Source organism: Leptolyngbya sp. FACHB-261 (genome assembly GCF_014696065.1).
GTDB lineage: Bacteria > Cyanobacteriota > Cyanobacteriia > FACHB-261 > FACHB-261 > FACHB-261.
Map to the genome: position 1 here is coordinate 1 of NZ_JACJPL010000030.1, position 16,933 is coordinate 16,933.

The following is a 16,933-nucleotide window of genomic DNA, read 5'->3' on the forward strand; positions in this document are numbered from 1 at the left end:
GAGTAGGTCAGCAGTTTTGATAGAAATCCTGGCAGCACGGTGGGCTTTCGACCCAATGCTTTCAAAGTTCCTTGAGCCACTTCTCCTGCGCTCAAGACCTTGCCCATCTTCATCCCCGCGCGATCGCCGAAACCACTGTTAGTGGGACCTGGTGCAGAGGCAATCACATCAACACCCTTGGATGCAAGTTCTACATGCAGGGCTTCCGCTAAGGTCTGCACATACGCTTTGCTCGCTGCATAGTTGGCAGCAAATGGCATCCCTTGAAACCCCACGAGCGAACTCATCAACACGATGCCGCCCCGCCGCTGCTGGGCAAACCGCTGCGAGAAGTGCCAAGTTAGCCCCAAGAGCGCTCGACAATTAACAGCCAGCATCTCCATCTCTTGTTCCAATCGGGAATTGAGAAACGCTCCTGATGTCCCAAACCCTGCCGCCGCTACCAGTAACCCCACATCCAAATCGTCGGTCTGCGCCACAAGGGTGCCCACGCTCATCTCCACTGCCAAACCCCTGACTACCAGGCGCACCTCAGTCCCATAGCGATCGCGTAAATCCTTCGCCATCTGCTCTAGAACAGCTTGGCTTCGCGCCACTAAGACGAGATTTAACCCTGCCTCAGCCAACCTCACAGCCATCTCACGCCCGATGCCAGATGATGCACCTGTGACGACAGCCCAAGACCCATATCGGGTTTTTAATCGATTTTGCAAATTCCCCATATAAATACTCTGGTCATTTTATTCAAAAAATTGAATACAACGACCAAGGTACACTTAGATCATGGACTCGTCAAGAATTATTCAGTCCTGAATCGCTGAACCCTTACTGTTATGGCTCTCAAGCACACAATCCTGGCTTTTTTATCGCATCAACCTCTGAGTGGCTATGAAGTAGCCAAAGAATTTACCGAAGGATTTGGAGGTTGTTTTTGGAAAGCGAGCCAACAGCAGGTGTACGCTGAACTCGCCAAGCTAGAGCAACAAGGTTGCGTCATCTACGAGGCAATTCCCCAAGCTGGACGTTTGGATAAGAAAATTTATTCCATCACTCCCGAAGGACACCAATCACTGATCGACTGGTTAACCCAACCCACAGAACCCACTGTCATCCGTGAGGATCTAGGTGTGATGGGATTAGCAGGACATCTCGTTCCAAATCAGGTGGTTTATCACGAAATCAAGCGCCGCCAAAAACTCCACAGGGAAATGGCACAACATTTAAAAAAAATGGATGAACATTTTGCCAAACATCTAGATTCGCTCGAACTCAAAGATCTCTATATGCACCTGATCATGCGTCGGGCGATTCGCTATCAAGAAGACTGGGTGGCATGGTGTGATGAATCACTTGCGGCAATCGATCGGGTTGTAAATCGTTAGAGGCTTAGAAAGCAGAACAAAAGGGCGATCGCTTCATCGGAGATCTCGAAAGGCGTTCCTAAAAGAGACTCTCAGGAAACCTGGCTCTGAGGACTGACAGATAAGTTTTCAACTACTGTCTCCGACCCAACTATGAAGTAGCCTAACGACCAAGTTGAGCGGCGACAGACAACACCGAAACAAAGCGAGAAGGTTCTAATTGCCGCTTCAACAACTCGTTAGCTGGCTGGCACTACCAACCGACAACTAACTCTTGAATTCTAGATTGGGCTTGACTAAGTCTCCGTTTCTGCGCGTCATCTCCCATATCTAAACCGTTTGCATGAATGAATTGGACATCAGTAACACCCACGACGACTTGGCAATCTTGGTGACTAACCAGTTCCGTTATGCGTTGCGGCGAATATTCGCCAATGACGTACTTAGCCATTGCATCACCAATGCCAGAGGTTGCATAGGTAATGCAGCCAAACCTGAATGGACAACGCAGAAAGTTTGAATGCATCTTCTTGACTAGCACTTCTCGTACTTAGTTCAATCGATATAACAACTTATTTTACAGAGTTTAGCTGTAGATCTCCGGGGTTCAGGTGGATCAACAAACGCTCTGCTGTAGATTTAACTCCATACTAGCGACTATACAGCAAGGCTGCTGTTAATCTCCCTCAATTCGAGTACATCTACAGCAAGATTTCGCAGATGCGCTCAGGTTATCTCAGTAGAACGCCCTTGTGTGAAAATGTGTTTTATATAAGGGTGCTATGAGTATGTTAATGAGTCGTATACTTAATCACTTCAGATCCATGCTTTTTGCTGACTATCTGCCCTGCCGATTTGAAACCTAACAGTCTTGAGCAGCAATTTCTATAACTTCGCACCGACAAACTAGCCCCTGGCAGAACGCTAGGGGCTGTTGAAAAAAGATGTTTATGCAAAGATAGAGGACGTAGTGATACTAGCAGCCAGACGCTCTAAGCGGACATCCGACTCAAACACCATCTCCTCGGGTCTATACAACATTGTTATCTTGTCTCCATCCACTTCCAGCGTGGTGGAAAACTTAATCGAACGTTGATCAGGAATGGTGAAAAGCCGATCTTTTCCTCTCGATAATTCTCGAATAAATACCTCAATTCCTTTATTGCGGTTAGATCGACGTTGATAAAACGATTGCAGCCGCCGCCAGAGTTTAGGAAAGATAGGTGGTATCTCTGAAAGATCAGGAGGGATATCTACTTGAAATCCATCGGTTGAGCGATCAGCAGACCAGATTTCTCGCTTGGCTGCTCGTGCCTCCTTAGTTGCAAACACCATTTCATCGCGCAACTCCTTATAAAGGGTTTCATAAAACATTGGGTAGACATGCCCCTCTAGAAGCAACCTGTAGTTGACGCTTTGACGCAGAAGGTCGGCTTGAAGTTCATCCCCTTTTCCATTGTTGTCCCAATCTGGTGGATCGCCAGTAAAGACAAAGCAAACAGGACGTCCATTACCGTCAGCATGGCTAGATAGGATATATCCGGGCAAGTTGGGGCGCTTGCCCCCGAGTAATTCAATATTCCGTTCAGTCGCGTTTGAGGAGAATGGTTGAACCGCCGCTTTCTCAAGAGCATCGATGCCTTCGTAGCGAAGCTGAACTTGTCCACCGCTCTTAAATTCAATTCGCCCCTCTAACTTATCAAACAGTTCATCATCCTCTGCCTGAAACCGAACTGAATCTCCATCAGGCTCTCCAGTGATTGGTTCAAAGGTCCCTTGAATCAGCACAAACGGCATAATCTTGTCCTTAATGTTGAAAAGTCCAATAGATCAACCAGCGATACAACTGGAACGCATCTAATCTAGTGCTACATTGACTGAAATACCTTGATTTTTCGTAAAATCTTGGTTAATTTCACGTTAAAGCAGCTACTTCTCAAAGTTTTGGAGTGTAGATGATTCAAGGTTTGGCAGTACTGTTTTGCGTCTATCTTGATTACTTTCCTAATATGTATAAAGGAACCTAATCTCACCAGTACCCTTGTGGGTACTCTTCCTGACCGACAATTCAGTAGATTAACCGCAAAAGCTAGAGGTGGATGGGAACACGAAACGAAGCAGGATGAAACACGCTCTACCTCATCTTTCAGTTTTAGCAAGGCGATGTTATAAGCCAGCTCTCGCACTTTTACCTTGACTTTCTTGACTTTTCCAGAACAATTTCTGACCGTTTTAACTGACCAACCTGTTCAGGGGCTATTGCTATTGACCGGCTGTTACTGGAACGGATTTTCCTGGCTGGCTTCTAAGCAAGTGCAACAATTGGACCCTTTCTTTGCCAGATGCTGTTTTTGGTGTCTCAGCAATTGCTTAAGGTCATCCTCACTCTCTTGAATTTCTAGTTTTTAAACCCCTGTCATACTCCATAGATGAACTCACTACCAGTCTTATAGCATCTGTTGCTTAATTTTGGAGAATTGGTATAAGCCATGACTGCAAACCTACGTCAACCATAGATAGGATCAGGTGGCTCGCCAAGTTCAGCTCACCCCCAAAAAAAGGAAACTAATACTGCAATGTGACGAGTTGTGGTCGTTCGTGGACAACCAGGGCAATCAACAATGGGTCTGGTTAGCTTTCGACGTGCACACCCGCAAGATCGTTGGGGTTTGTATTGGCACAGGCGATGAAAGGGCGGCCCGTCAGTTGTGAAATGCTTTACCTGCGGTCTACCACCAATGTGCTGTTGCCTACGCTGGCTTCTGGACAGTTTACTGCCTGCTTTTGCAAACCACCGACTGACTCAATGGATTCTGCACCGTTGGCTCAGGGGTAGTAGCAACCACCAGTCGGACTCACCTGCCAGCCCGTTGCTTCGGTGATGGGCCTGTCACTAGCTGGGTGTAGGGTCTGAGTGCTGCCATCCAACCTTTGGCTTCTGACTTCTCTAGCCGGATTGGTCTGTTGAGCAACAGTTAGCCTGCGCCGGTCTTGCCACTCGGCATTATCGTCTAACTGTTGCTCAGGGGTGGGAGGTAAGCCACCTCGACCCGTGATGGTGAAAGAGTTGCCCTGGTTGGCAGGACAGCCCTGCGCAACCAGGCGAGATACATCAACCACAGCCGTGGGCAGTTCGACTAAGCCAGAAGTGGGGTTAGTTGCTTCGACGTTGAGTTGGACAGTGCCATTTAAGGCTGAGTTAGCTCCTGTAGCGGTGATGTCGCTCAAAGCAGTGCCTTGGGAGCGAAACTGAATGCCAAACATGCCAGCCACACTAGTAATGACATTGCCGCCACGAGCGTTCACAGAATTGGCACGAATGTCACTATTTTCGTTAGGAATGGCGACAAGTGAGGACGTATTAATCGTGATGTTGCCACCATTTCCACTGCCACTAGCCGAGGCAGTGATTTGACTGTTGTTTCGCAGGAGCAAAAGATCTCGAACGTTGAGGTTGATGTTGCCACCTTCACCAGAGATGGTTTCTGCAGTGATGCTCCCTTGACTTTCTAGAACAATAGAGTTCACATTAACCCTCAGTGTCCCGCCATTGCCCGGTCCATCGTTCCGCACATCAATTACAGCACCATCTGTAACACTCAACCTTCCAGTGTTAATCGTCACGTCTCCAGAGCCTCCAGTTGGAACTGGAGGTAGTCCAAACAACTGCTGAAGGATTACATCTGTAAGCCTGGCAAAGGAGCCTATAGAACTAAGTCTATTCAATGAACCGCGTACTTGACCGCTTACTTCCACGGAAGAGGCATTCACAATCAAATTTCCAGCCCTACCGTCTGCTAAGGTCGCAGTATTAACGCTTCCTCCACTCCTCACTACTAATCTAGACGTGTTGATTGTCAAGCTAGCACCGGCACCAGCGTTCCCAGCGCCAGCACTCAAAATGCTGGGCTGACGAAAGATTGGTTCGACTCCGCTTACTTCTACAATTTCAGAAGCGTTTACCGTCACATTTCCTGAGTTGCCGGTTCCAGAGGGTCCAAAGCTTGTGGACACGAAGACTCCTCCATTCAGAATGGTCAACTGTCTCGTTGACACTGTAACGTTTCCGGCATTTCCAGAATTATAAGTGACAGCTGCGATATTGCTGGTAGCAAGAGGATTGACGGGTGAAACTCCAATTAATCGAACGGATTGAGAAGCATCTAAAGTCAAATCCCCTCCATTCCCGGAACTGAAAGTGTTAGCCATTATCTGTCCTCCATCCCGGACAGCCACCCTTTCAGCTGAAATGGTAATGCCCCCTCCGTTACCATTTCCCAAAGTTTGGCTAATCAAGTTGCTAGTAATCCTTGCATTTGGAGTAGTTCCACTCACTTCCAGAGATTCTGATGCATTCACACGAATCTCTCCCCCTGATTGGCTGCTCTGATTTTGAAGCAAAATGACTGAGCCATCCCGTAATGAGATGTAATTGCCTTGCAAGAAAATAGATCCAGGAGGCATGCCACTAGCATCAACTAAGGACCCTTGGAATAGCTGAATATCCTTGAAAGAGGGTACATTCCTGTAGTCTAGAATCCAACCGAAGGGCGCCGAACTGAGGCTAACGTAACCTTGCTCAACGCTACCTAACTCAATCCTTCCGCCCTCTGCCATTAGAGTACCGCCTTCTAAGGCAACATCACCTCCAACTAAGGCTAGCGTCTTACCAGAAGGTACCTGTAGACCCTGTGTTGTGCCCCTGATCAGGGGTGCGAAGACTGGATCTTGAGCAGTTAAACTGTGACCCTCGCCAACAACACGAATTCCTTTGGAATTCTGTCCAAATTGCAAACCAATAGGAACACTGATGGTTAAGAGTGGTACAGATTGGGGATTGGTGGCGCTGTACTGAAAATTATCAGCAAAATTGATGCTGTTAGCGGTACTGGCCATAAAGGAACCGCCAATGTTGAGCGACGCATTGGGACCAAACAGAATGCCATTCGGGTTGAGCAAAAACAGATTGGCAGTGCCATTTGCCCGAATCAAACCGTCAATATTTGAGATTGCTCTACCTGTGACGCGGCTGAAAATGTTTTGCACATCGGCTGCATTGTTGAAGTAGGCAGAGCCGCCAGTAGAAACAGAAAACTGCTGAAAGCTATGGAACAGATTGCCCCCCCGCCTTGCCCCACCATCAATCTGAAAATTGGGATTGCCTGAAACCTGTGATCGCTCTCTCGCAGACAGCGTGCTATCAGGCACGACTTGTGCAGCGATTGATTGAGCGCAAAGCAACGCACTCAGGGTGCTACCAGTCAAAAACCATGCGCTCAAATACCACTGGTTCATTTTGCTATCTCAGCCCCTGGAGTGATACAGACAGGATAATTCCTTTGGGCTTAGTTAGAAGAGAAACTGCAAGTTAATTCGATTCGCCTTCCTAAAACTTCTATAGACCCAGCGTTAATGTCTAGGTCTATACAGCATCAAAATAATAAACCTTTTACGGAATAGGAGTAAGTGAGTAGACTGAAATCTGAGTAGTCGTGGTAGGTAGAGTGCCTTAACTCCACGACTGGCCTCGACAGAGCTTTGTCATCGAACCGCTTGATGAAGCCCTCAGCGGACTCTCCACTTGCTGCCTCGCTTCGAGAGCTGCCTGCAAGCAGCTAGCCTCTTTCCAGCCATCGGCGTAACGAGCACCAGGGGCAGGATGCAAGCACAACCTCGCTGACGTCAATGGCAAACTCTTCTTCTCCGACAGGCAGCATTCTATTGAGGATTGAGGTCGAACTTTCCTCCTTGTTCGTTAGAAAACTCAGTTTTCAGAGGCAACCAAACTAAGAATGTACTGCCTCGACCCGGCACTGAAGTGAACAAGACACCCCCTCCATGCAGCTCCGCTAATGACCGGGTTAAAGCCAATCCCAAGCCGGTACCACCATACACGCGGCTTATTTCTCCATTAACTTGCTGAAAGGTTTGAAATAGCAAATGGTGTTTTTCAGTAGGGATGCCAATACCTGTATCACTAACTGATAGCACTAGGAAGTAGGGAGTTTGCTTGACCATTGTTTCAGGAATTGCCTGAACTTCCAATTCTTGCAGTGACGCTCGTCGTGAACTTAGTGTAATGGTGCTCCTCTTAGGCGAAAATTTCACCGCGTTGGACAGATAATTTAATAACATCTGTACCACACGCTGTCGGTCCATTTCCAGGGTTTTCTCTTCTGCAACATTGCCCAAAACTAGATGACTACCCTAACTTCTGGGCGGCTTATGCGGCAATTTTTCGAAGCAAGCGACATCGGGTAGTGGGCAAAGAGATCGGCAAGACCCGCTACATTGAGCGATCCAACAACACACTCAGACAACGAGTATCTCATTTAGTGCGGAAAGCCTTATCGTTTTCTAAGTCCCTGGAGAATCACATCAGTGCCATCTGGTATTTCATCCACCACTACAATTCATCGCTACCTCTTTAGCACTACCTCAGTTTTTAACAGAAAAATATCAATTACTAATAGAATTATTTCTCAAGATTCTCATCAAACTAAATGGCTATCCTTAACATCTAAATTCCACTAAACAATTCTAATTCAGGGAATGAAATGCAGAGGGAATTTCTAAGTTTTTGTAATTATAGGCAACCCATTCAGATACCTGTTTTAGGGGAACTGGATTGAGCCGATAGAGCCGCTGCCGTCCCGACTTCTGCCGACTAACGAGCCCTGCGCTGCACAGAATTTGCAGATGCTGAGAAATGGGCAGGCGGCAACATCTCAAAGGGCTCGGCAAGTTGTACTTTGCTTCGAAATGCCAACATAATCCCCAGCGGGGTGGCTGAGCCATCAGTGAGAGATAGAGATTCCTAGGTTCTACTGGCGTTCAATCTCAAGTCATATTCTTTGGAAAGAAGAAGGTACCCGTATAGGGTACTGCCATGGAGTAATGCTTCTTTATAGAGTGAAGGCGGTTCGGTTAAATCCACCTCACAAAGGAGATCAAACGTGGCTACTAAATTTAGAGTCGCCCAACTGGACGATGAATCTAATTTCATGCAGTCCTCATTAGGTAATGGCTTTACGAATCAATCCTCTGAAGTTCGAACTGGTAACGATTCGAGTCCTAACGATGAAGTTGCCGATGAGGTTATCGATGAGGTTATCGGCAGTGGTCTTGCTGAAGCGGAGCCTCTTGGTGCTGGTGAGGAGTTAAGTGAGACAGAATTAGACGATCACAAATCTGTCAGTAATCCCCCCGTCTCCCGTGCCCCTGGTACCAAAGGCAAAGGTGGGGAAGTAGATGAAACTGACGATACCGAGTCCCAGTATGAGTTAGTAGAAGGTTGGGACGAAAGCCAACTCATTGAGACGATAGAGGAAGGCGAACCTCTGATTGAAGCCTTCTATGCTGATACGGAAGCTGAGGAATTCTTTCCAGCTTTTGGGGCAGCTTTAGTGCCGTTGGCGAAGGCCGTTCTGCCAGCCTTGGCAGCTGCTGTAGTCAAACAGGGGGCTGGCAGTCTCAACCCTAGGCTTCGGAAGCTCCTAGCGCAATTCAGCAAATTGGGCATTAAACCCATGAAGCGGATGAAGCGTCAGGAGTCCGACATTGAGTCGGATGACTTAGTAGAACTCGATGAAACTGCACTCACCGTGCTTGAACAGCAACTAGAAGCGCTGGAGGTTGTAATTGGTCGGGACGATCGAATTCGCATCCCCAACACTAAGGCAGCTCCGTGGAACAAAATCTGCCATTTGAAGATTCAAAGCGCTACTGGCAGCTCCTTGCTCGGCACAGGCTTCTTTATTGGTCCGCGCACCATCGTAACGGCTGGGCACTGTGTCTTTATTCACAATCAGGGTGGCTGGGCACGTCAGATCACCGTTACGCCGGGGCGTAATGGCACAGAAGCACCTTTTAAGTCGTACACAGCGACATCCTTCAGCTCCGTGAGAGGTTGGACGGAGAAGAAATCGAGGAACCATGACTACGGAGTGATTCAGCTGCCGAAAAACGCAGCGGTTCCTGTGGAAATCGGTGCTTTCGGCTTTGCCAACTACCCCAACAAAATCTTGCTGAACAAGCGGCTCAACCTGGCAGGGTACCCCGGGGACAAACCGGCTGGGACCCTGTGGTTCCACGGCAGTAAAGCCAAAGCAGTTCGCACTCGCGTGATCGAGTATCTCACCGACACCGTGGGAGGGCAGAGCGGCTCGCCTGTCTGGATTCGGGGTCAGGGAACGAATGGCCAACGGATCGCTGTCGGTATCCACACGAACGGGGCACGGACTGGCAACTCGGCCACTCGGATCACGAAGCCAGTGTTCGATAATCTCAAGCGCTGGCGCGCGGAGGGTAGTAAGCCCTAAGTCTAACGGCTAGCAGTAGAGGGGAGCCGAGGGTACTTGCTGCTCTTCGGCTTCCTTTCCTGGTTAAATGCAAACGTTAGAGCTTGTTACTAATCCTAGGAGTACATCACATGAGTTTTACAGGAGCTATCAAAGGACGGGTTAGGAATGCTAATGATGTTCCGATGGAAGATGTCAACATCGTGATTGTGGCTGGTCCAAACCACCCAGATATTGCTGCAGTTACGGGGTGGGATGGGATCTTTGTTTTCAGCGGGCTTCAACCAGGCAACTACGTGATTAGAGCTTATTCCAGTAATAGGATAAGCGATGACATCCCGGTTCGCATTGTTGCTTGGAAGACTGCTTTTGTTGACATCTGGTTGGAAACAGATATCGTTGACGAAGAGGCTAATGTGGTCGATGAGATATAAGAAAGTAGGACAGGTTGGAGCTGCAAGCACAATAAACCTATTGCGGAATAGGAGTAAGTAAGTAGAGTGAAATCTGAGTAGTCGTGGTAGGATGCCCCAACTCCATGATTGACCTCGACAGAGCCTTGTCCTCGAACCTCTTGATGAAGGCTCTCACTGAACTCTCACCCACCGAGTGCCAACACTTGCTGCCTCGCTTCGAAACCTGCCTATAAGCAGCTCGTCTCTCTCCAGACCATCAGCGTCAACGAGCGCCAGGGGGCAGGATGCAAGCACACCCTCGCTGACGCCAATGGCAAACTCTTCTTCAGCTTGTTCTACCTCAAGGGCTATCTCACCTTCAACTTGGCTGGCTTTTTCTTAGGCGTCAACCGTTCTCAATGCCATCGCTGGCAGCATCAACTGCTGCCCATCCTCGAACAAGCCTTAGGCCAAGAACTGGTACTGCCTCAGCGTAAGATTAGGAGCGTTGCGGAGTTCGTGCAGCTGCTCCCAGAAGTCAAAGATAGGCGGTGGATGGCACAGAATGCCCTATCCAGCACCCCAAGCATCAAGACCGACAACAGGTCAACTATTCAGGCAACAAGAAGTGATACACGAAGAAGAACCTGGTGATCAGGGATGGGCAAAAGGTGCTGATGCTGAGCGCAACAGAAGCGGGAAGCGGCACGACTACCAAGTGTTTAGGTACTCAGGCTTAGGTCATTGTCTTGCGGATGAGGTTTACCTGTGGGTGGGCTTAGGCTTTCAAGGGATATGCGACCACTACCCCCAGTTACAAGTGGTCATTCCTCACAAGAAGTTGATTGCCTGCAGCTTGTGGAACTACCACCTGAAGTTGGCAAGGTAGATCAATTTGAACCAATGCGTTTTAAAGCTCCACTCAACAATTTCCTACTATTTTGCAATCCCTCTATTATTTATCTGTAGTTTTGTAGGCGTATAAGCTATAGCAACCAAACAGCTTTCGCTAGGATTTAGCCAAAGCTGTTTGGTTGCTATAACAGGCAAGAAGTTATCGTAAAACTCGGTAGAAAAGCTTAATCTTGCTCGGCCCACCGCTGTGAATGGATAACGTCTATCTCTAGAGAGATAGACGTCCCGTCATATCTAGCCAAAAGTGGTAGATATAAAGCTCTTTATACCTGTCGTCGCAATGACCCTTAAGGTAAAACGGCTAAATGCAGAACAACCCAAGATCGGCAAGCTTGTTCGAGAACTGAGGCAAGCGATGAACCTATCTCAGGAGAAGTTTGCCGATGCCATCGGAATGACTTTTCCTAGCATTAATCGTTGGGAGAATGGACACGCGATTCCCTCCCCTCTGGCACTTCAGCAGATTGACACCTTACTGAAGCAGTTGGGCGAGCGCGGTGAAGCCCTGCGCACCAAGTATTTTCCAGAAGGTGAGCCAAAATCATGACCTCAGCGCAACCAAGGGCGATCGCTAGAGACTTTTTTGTTGGGGGCGGCGAAATGGCGGCGTTGATGGGTTCGCTGGACTGGTCAAAAACTCCGTTGGGTCTAATTGAAACCTGGTCTCCCAGCCTACGAACTGCCCTCAGCATTTGCCTCAACTCCCGCTTTCCAATGGTGATTTGGTGGGGGAAGGAATTGGTGTTGCTTTACAACGATGCTTGGCGACCGATCCTGGGAAGCAAACACCCTAACTCATTGGGAAAGCCTGGTCAGCAGGTTTGGGCGGAGATCTGGGACATCATTGGTGCACAGCTTAACAGTGTCCTTGAGACAGGCGAAGCAACCTGGTCAGAGGATATGTTGCTGCTGGTGGACCGCTTTGGTTATACAGAAGAAGCATACTTCACCTATTCTTATAGCCCTATCTTCTTAGAAACAGGAGCGATAGGAGGCGCGTTTACGGCAGTTACTGAAACAACCCAGCGAGTCATTGGGGAGCGACAGCTCCGTAGCCTACGAGAACTGGCAGCAAAGACCGCAGAGGTAAAGGCAGTTAAAGAGACCTGTCGCATTGCCTGTGAAACGCTGACCAGTAATCCTTACGACATTCCCTTTGCACTTCTGTACTTGATTGAGGATGAAGGGAAACATGCCCGCCTGGTTGGAACCACGGGTATCAAAGCTGAAACATCCGCCAGTCCTGCACAGGTTGATTTAACTCAGGACACTGATCACTGGGAACTATCTCAAGTCCAGAAAACAGCCGAAGCGGTGTTGATCAACGACTTAACGACCCGATTCGGAGGGTTGCCGGGTGGCACTTGGCAGGAACCCGCCCGCAGCGCGATTGTTCTACCCATTGCTCAATCGGGGCAAAAACAACAGTTAGCCGGATTCCTGGTACTCGGCATTAGCCCTCGACGCGAATTTGATGATAAATATCGAGGCTTTTTTGACTTGGTGACCAGCCATGTGGCAACAGCGATTGCCGATGCCTCTGCTTATGAAGAGGAGCGAAAGCGAGCCGACGCTCTGGCAGAACTGGATCGTGCCAAAACAGTTTTCTTTAGCAATGTCAGCCATGAATTCCGCACCCCACTCACCTTAATGCTGGGGCCGTTAGAAGACTTGTTGAGCCAGCACTTAGAATTTCTGACAACTAATGAGCGAGAACAGCTACAAACGGTGCACCGCAATTCATTGCGTCTACTGAAGCTGGTTAATACCCTGCTTGATTTCTCTCGCATTGAAGCTGGGCGTAGCCAGGCAGTTTACGAGCCGACTGATTTAGGCAGATTTACTGAAGAGCTCGCCAGTGTATTTCGCTCTGCAATCGAGCGGGCAGGTATGCAGCTGGTGGTGAACTGTCCTCCCCTCGCAGAGCCTGTCTATATTGACCGGGAAATGTGGGAGAAGATCGTGTTGAATCTTCTCTCTAATGCCTTCAAATTTACCTTTGAGGGTGAAATCACCGTGGCATTACACTGGGCGGAAGCTCAGGTTGAACTAGTGGTAAAAGATACAGGCACGGGTATTTCAGTAGATGAGATTCCCCATCTATTTAAACGGTTTCACCGAGTACCTGGAGCACGCGGACGCATCTACGAGGGATCTGGTATTGGTCTATCCCTTGTACAGGAATTAGTCAAACTGCACGGCGGTGAGATTAAGGTTACGAGCGTTGTAGGCCAGGGCACCTGCTTTACCGTGTCTATTGCAACCGGAACTGAACATCTTCCGCCGGAGCGCATTAGTGCAACTCCAACCCTTGCTTCTACACCAACTGGCGTGGCTTCTTATCTTGAAGAAGTGCTGCGCTGGTTTCCAGAAGGTAGGAGTGGGGAATTGGAAGTGCAGAGTGAAGCACTAGGACCTGATCCCAAAAACAATTCTCCCCGTTCTTTGCCTTCTGCCCGTATTCTCTTGGCAGACGACAATGTTGACATGCGGGGCTATGTAAAACGTCTGTTGAGCCAACAGTATCAAGTAGAAGCAGTTGGAGATGGTGCTGCGGCTTTAGCAGCAGCTCAACAGCAACGCCCCGACCTCATTCTGACAGACGTGATGATGCCCCAACTGGACGGCTTTGGTTTGTTGCGTGAACTACGCAATCAGCCGTCAACCAGGGACATTCCTATTATTCTGCTTTCTGCTCGTGCAGGTGAGGAAGCTCGGATCGAAGGATTGACAGCTGGAGCCGACGATTATTTGATCAAACCCTTTTCTGCTCGTGAGTTGTTGGCAAGAGTGGAAGCAAGCTTGAAGCTTGCTTCCTTACGACGAGAAACAACCCAACAAGAGCAGGCGCTACGGCTAGAAGCAGAAGTTGCCCAACAGAGTGTAGAAACGATTCTGTCGAGCATTAATGATGGTTTCTTGGTCCTCGATCACAACTGGTGTTACACCTACACCAATGATCGCAACTGCGAAATTATCGGAATGCCACGCAGTGAGGTGCTAGGCAAGAATATTTGGGAGTTATTTCCTGATCTAGTTGGCACTGAAGCTTATGTGAATTTTCAGCAGTCAATGGCAGAACAAACCGCAGTTCAGTTTGAGTATTTCTATCCCACTTGGAATCGTTGGTTTGAGAATCGTGTCTACCCTTCTCCCAATGCACTAACGGTTTTTGTTGCTGATATCACGGATCGTAAGCAAATTGAAGAGAATCTCCAACAAACCAACCAAACTCTAAGAACGCTGATCGAAGCATCGCCTTTAGCGATCGTTGTCATCCAACCTGCCTGTATTGTGCAGCTCTGGAACCCTGCAGCTGAGCAGCTATTTGGCTGGAGTGAAGCGGAGGTTTTAGGTTTGCCCATCCCTATCGTTCCGGAAGAGAAACGAGAGGAGTGTCAACAGGTGCGGGAAGCGGTTGCCAAGGGAGAAACCTTTTTTGGCGTCGAAACCTACCGTAAAAAACGGGATGGCTCAGCTGTCATTGTCAATATTTCAGCAGCACCACTTTATGGTGACGACGGCAGCGTCAACCAAATCCTGCTCATTTTTCAGGACATCACAGAGCAGCAGCAGGCACAGGAAATTGTACGGCAGCAAAGAGAGCAGTTGCAGCTTTTTGTGCAGCATGTTCCAGTAGAAGTTGCCATGTTTGATCAAGATATGCGCTACCTCTACGTCAGCAATCGCTGGCTTACAAGTTATGGTTTCAGCGGGCAGAATATCATCGGTCGATCACACTACGATGTGTTCCCGAATATGCCGCAGCAATGGAAAGACGTTCATCAACGCTGTTTAGCAGGAGCGGTGGAGGAGTGCAGCGAAGCTCCATTCTCCCATGCCAGTGGATTTGACTGGATACATTGGGAGATTCGCCCCTGGTACACAAGCACCAACCAGATCGGTGGCATCATCATCTTTTCCGAGGTGATTACCCAGCGCAAACAGGCAGAAGAAGCCTTGCGCCGGAGTGAAGAGCAGTTCCGCAACATGGCAGATAATGCCCCCTTCATGGTCTGGGTGACAGATCCTACCGGCTGCTGCACCTACCTCAGCCAAAGCTGGTACGACTTTACAGGGCAGACCGAAGAATCAGGTCTAGGCTTTGGGTGGTTAGATCTCACCCATCCAGACGATCGTGAGCATGCTGAGCGTACATTCTTAGCAGCAAATGAGCGTAAGGAGGCTTTCCGTCTAGAGTATCGCTTACGGCGCAAAGACGGCGAGTACATTTGGGCAATCGATGCTGCTAGCCCCTGGTTTGGAGGAGATGGTCAATTCAAAGGCTATGTCGGTTCCGTTGTTGACATTAGCGAGCGCAAATGTGCAGAAGAGGCATTGCGTTATGCTAATGAACGCTTCGAGTATGCGGCAGCAGCTGTTAATTGCCTGATTTATGACTGGGATATTGAGCAGGATTTCGTTGAACGAACTGAAGGTTTAACTCGAATCCTGGGTTATATCTTCGAGGAAGCCGAACCCACTGGAGCTTGGTGGTGTGAGCGAGTGCATCCAGAGGATTTGCCGCGTGTGCAGGCTGAGGCAGCAGTCGTCTTAGCAACCAGAGATCGCTACACCGCCGAGTACCGAGTTCTCAATAAAGACAATCAGTATATCCATGTTGTGGACCACGGAATTGTCGTTTCGCGAGCTGCGAATGGCAGTCCCACTCGTGTCATTGGTAGCACGGTTGATGTCGATGATCGTAAACGAGCAGAAGCCGAACGCGAACAACTTCTTGCTCGTGAACAAGCTGCCCGTGAACAAGCTGAGAGGTCAAACCGCATCAAGGATGAGTTCTTAGCGGTGCTGTCGCATGAGTTGCGTTCGCCCCTGAATCCGATTCTCGGCTGGTCAAAGTTGCTCCAGGACAACAAGCTTGATGAGGCAAAAACAAAGTATGCCTTAAAAACCATTGAGCGAAATGCCAAGCTGCAATCTGAACTGATTGAAGACCTCCTGGATGTTTCTCGCATTCTGCAAGGGAAACTCAACCTGAACGTTAGCTCGGTTAATTTGGCATCGACCATCAAAGCCGCAATCGAAACGGTGCGTTTAGCAGCAGAGGCCAAGTCAATCAAGGTCGAGGCCAACTTTGCGCCGCAAGAAGTACAAGTTTTGGGAGATTCAACCCGCTTACAGCAAGTGATGTGGAATCTACTTTCCAATGCAGTTAAATTCACTCCAGCCAACGGGCAAGTTGCAGTGCGCTTAGAGCAAGTTAGCAACGAGGCTCAGATTACTGTTAGTGACACGGGTAAGGGCATTCACTCTGACTTCCTACCCCATGTGTTTGACTACTTTCAGCAGGAAGATGGGAAGACCACGCGCAAGTTTGGCGGCTTGGGATTAGGACTGGCAATCGTGCGTCACTTGGTCGAATTGCATGGGGGTACAGTTTGGGCAGAGAGCCAAGGGGAAGGGTTGGGAGCGACCTTTACCGTCAGACTGCCACTCATGCCCATTCAGTTAACCGGAAGCCGAGACTACGAATCATCCAAATTACCCCTTGATTTGGCCGGTATTCAAGTTTTAGTGGTGGATGATGAAACGGATTCACGAGAGTTCGTTGCTTTTGTATTGGAGCAGGCTGGGGCAAATGTGGTTACAGCCAGTTCGGCAGGGGAAGCATTTGCAGCATTAACTCGGTTGCAACCAGACATCCTATTAAGCGACATTGGCATGCCGGAAATAGATGGTTACACACTGATGCAGCAGGTCAGAGCCTTGCCATTAGAACAGGGAGGGCAACTCCCAGCGATCGCTCTGACTGCCTACGCGGGAGATTTTAATCAGCAGCAAGCGATTGCATCAGGGTTTCAGATGCATATTGCCAAGCCTGTGGAACCAGACGAACTGGTTAGGGCAGTCACTAATCTGATTCAGGGTACTGGGTAAAGCTTCCATTAACCATCTACCACTCCATTTCCAAGCCCACTGTAGCCACTGCCCTACCAATTGA

The 16,933-nt window shown here is 48.9% G+C and carries 12 protein-coding genes and 1 pseudogene; 8 read left to right on the top strand and 5 right to left on the bottom strand.

The genetic code is table 11. The features are described 5' to 3' along the window. Positions 1 to 722, bottom strand: a 722-nt coding sequence (locus H6F94_RS24960; RefSeq protein WP_190804998.1) for an SDR family NAD(P)-dependent oxidoreductase, incomplete at its 3' end; no start/stop codon positions are given. 111 nt (positions 723 to 833) lie between these two features. On the opposite strand from H6F94_RS24960, the gene H6F94_RS24965 reads away from it, so the two are divergent. Further along, positions 834 to 1,382 (top strand): PadR family transcriptional regulator, encoded by a 549-nt coding sequence (locus H6F94_RS24965; protein ID WP_190804999.1) that lies wholly within the window; start codon positions 834 to 836, stop codon positions 1,380 to 1,382. A gap of 232 nt (positions 1,383 to 1,614) precedes the next feature. Here the strand turns inward: H6F94_RS24965 and H6F94_RS24970 are convergent, their stop codons facing one another. After that, the gene (locus H6F94_RS24970; protein ID WP_190805000.1) at positions 1,615 to 1,887 is read right to left on the bottom strand and encodes a hypothetical protein; all 273 of its coding nucleotides are present in this window, start codon (positions 1,885 to 1,887) and stop codon (positions 1,615 to 1,617) included. 422 nt (positions 1,888 to 2,309) lie between these two features. Then, a complete protein-coding gene (locus H6F94_RS24975; protein ID WP_190805001.1) occupies positions 2,310 to 3,158 on the bottom strand; it encodes a thermonuclease family protein in 849 nt (282 codons plus the stop codon). Positions 3,159 to 3,887: 729 nt separating this feature from the next. Here H6F94_RS24975 and H6F94_RS33650 point away from each other — a divergent pair. Then, on the top strand, positions 3,888 to 4,073 hold the full coding sequence (locus H6F94_RS33650; RefSeq protein ID WP_396426458.1) for an IS1 family transposase: 186 nt from the start codon (positions 3,888 to 3,890) through the stop codon (positions 4,071 to 4,073). Between the two features lie 114 nt (positions 4,074 to 4,187). Here the strand turns inward: H6F94_RS33650 and H6F94_RS24985 are convergent, their stop codons facing one another. Both H6F94_RS24985 and H6F94_RS24990 read right to left on the bottom strand, forming a co-directional pair. Next, positions 4,188 to 6,656: a beta strand repeat-containing protein gene (locus H6F94_RS24985; RefSeq protein ID WP_190805003.1), complete on the bottom strand. Its 2,469-nt coding sequence runs from the start codon at positions 6,654 to 6,656 to the stop codon at positions 4,188 to 4,190. A gap of 423 nt (positions 6,657 to 7,079) precedes the next feature. After that, positions 7,080 to 7,520 carry an ATP-binding protein gene (locus H6F94_RS24990; RefSeq protein ID WP_190805004.1) on the bottom strand — a complete coding sequence of 147 codons (441 nt, stop codon included), beginning with the start codon at positions 7,518 to 7,520 and terminating at the stop codon, positions 7,080 to 7,082. Between the two features lie 44 nt (positions 7,521 to 7,564). Between H6F94_RS24990 and H6F94_RS32620 the strand changes: the two are divergent. The 6 genes and pseudogenes from H6F94_RS32620 to H6F94_RS25020 form a co-directional block, all read left to right on the top strand. Continuing rightward, positions 7,565 to 7,792, top strand: a pseudogene (locus tag H6F94_RS32620) (IS1 family transposase); the annotation flags it as partial. 525 nt (positions 7,793 to 8,317) lie between these two features. Beyond that, complete coding sequence (locus tag H6F94_RS25000) at positions 8,318 to 9,682, top strand: trypsin-like serine peptidase (RefSeq protein ID WP_199320655.1); 1,365 nt, start codon at positions 8,318 to 8,320, stop codon at positions 9,680 to 9,682. Between the two features lie 110 nt (positions 9,683 to 9,792). Further along, a complete protein-coding gene (locus tag H6F94_RS25005; protein ID WP_190805005.1) occupies positions 9,793 to 10,095 on the top strand; it encodes a carboxypeptidase-like regulatory domain-containing protein in 303 nt (100 codons plus the stop codon). 237 nt (positions 10,096 to 10,332) lie between these two features. Continuing rightward, the gene (locus H6F94_RS33655) at positions 10,333 to 10,710 is read left to right on the top strand and encodes a helix-turn-helix domain-containing protein (RefSeq protein WP_396426459.1); all 378 of its coding nucleotides are present in this window, start codon (positions 10,333 to 10,335) and stop codon (positions 10,708 to 10,710) included. 541 nt (positions 10,711 to 11,251) lie between these two features. Beyond that, positions 11,252 to 11,518, top strand: coding sequence for a helix-turn-helix domain-containing protein (locus H6F94_RS25015; protein WP_190805007.1), 267 nt, complete (start codon positions 11,252 to 11,254; stop codon positions 11,516 to 11,518). After that, positions 11,515 to 16,869: a PAS domain S-box protein gene (locus H6F94_RS25020; protein WP_190805008.1), complete on the top strand. Its 5,355-nt coding sequence runs from the start codon at positions 11,515 to 11,517 to the stop codon at positions 16,867 to 16,869. The genes H6F94_RS25015 and H6F94_RS25020 overlap by 4 nt, the downstream gene beginning before the upstream one ends. Positions 16,870 to 16,933 lie beyond the last annotated feature (64 nt).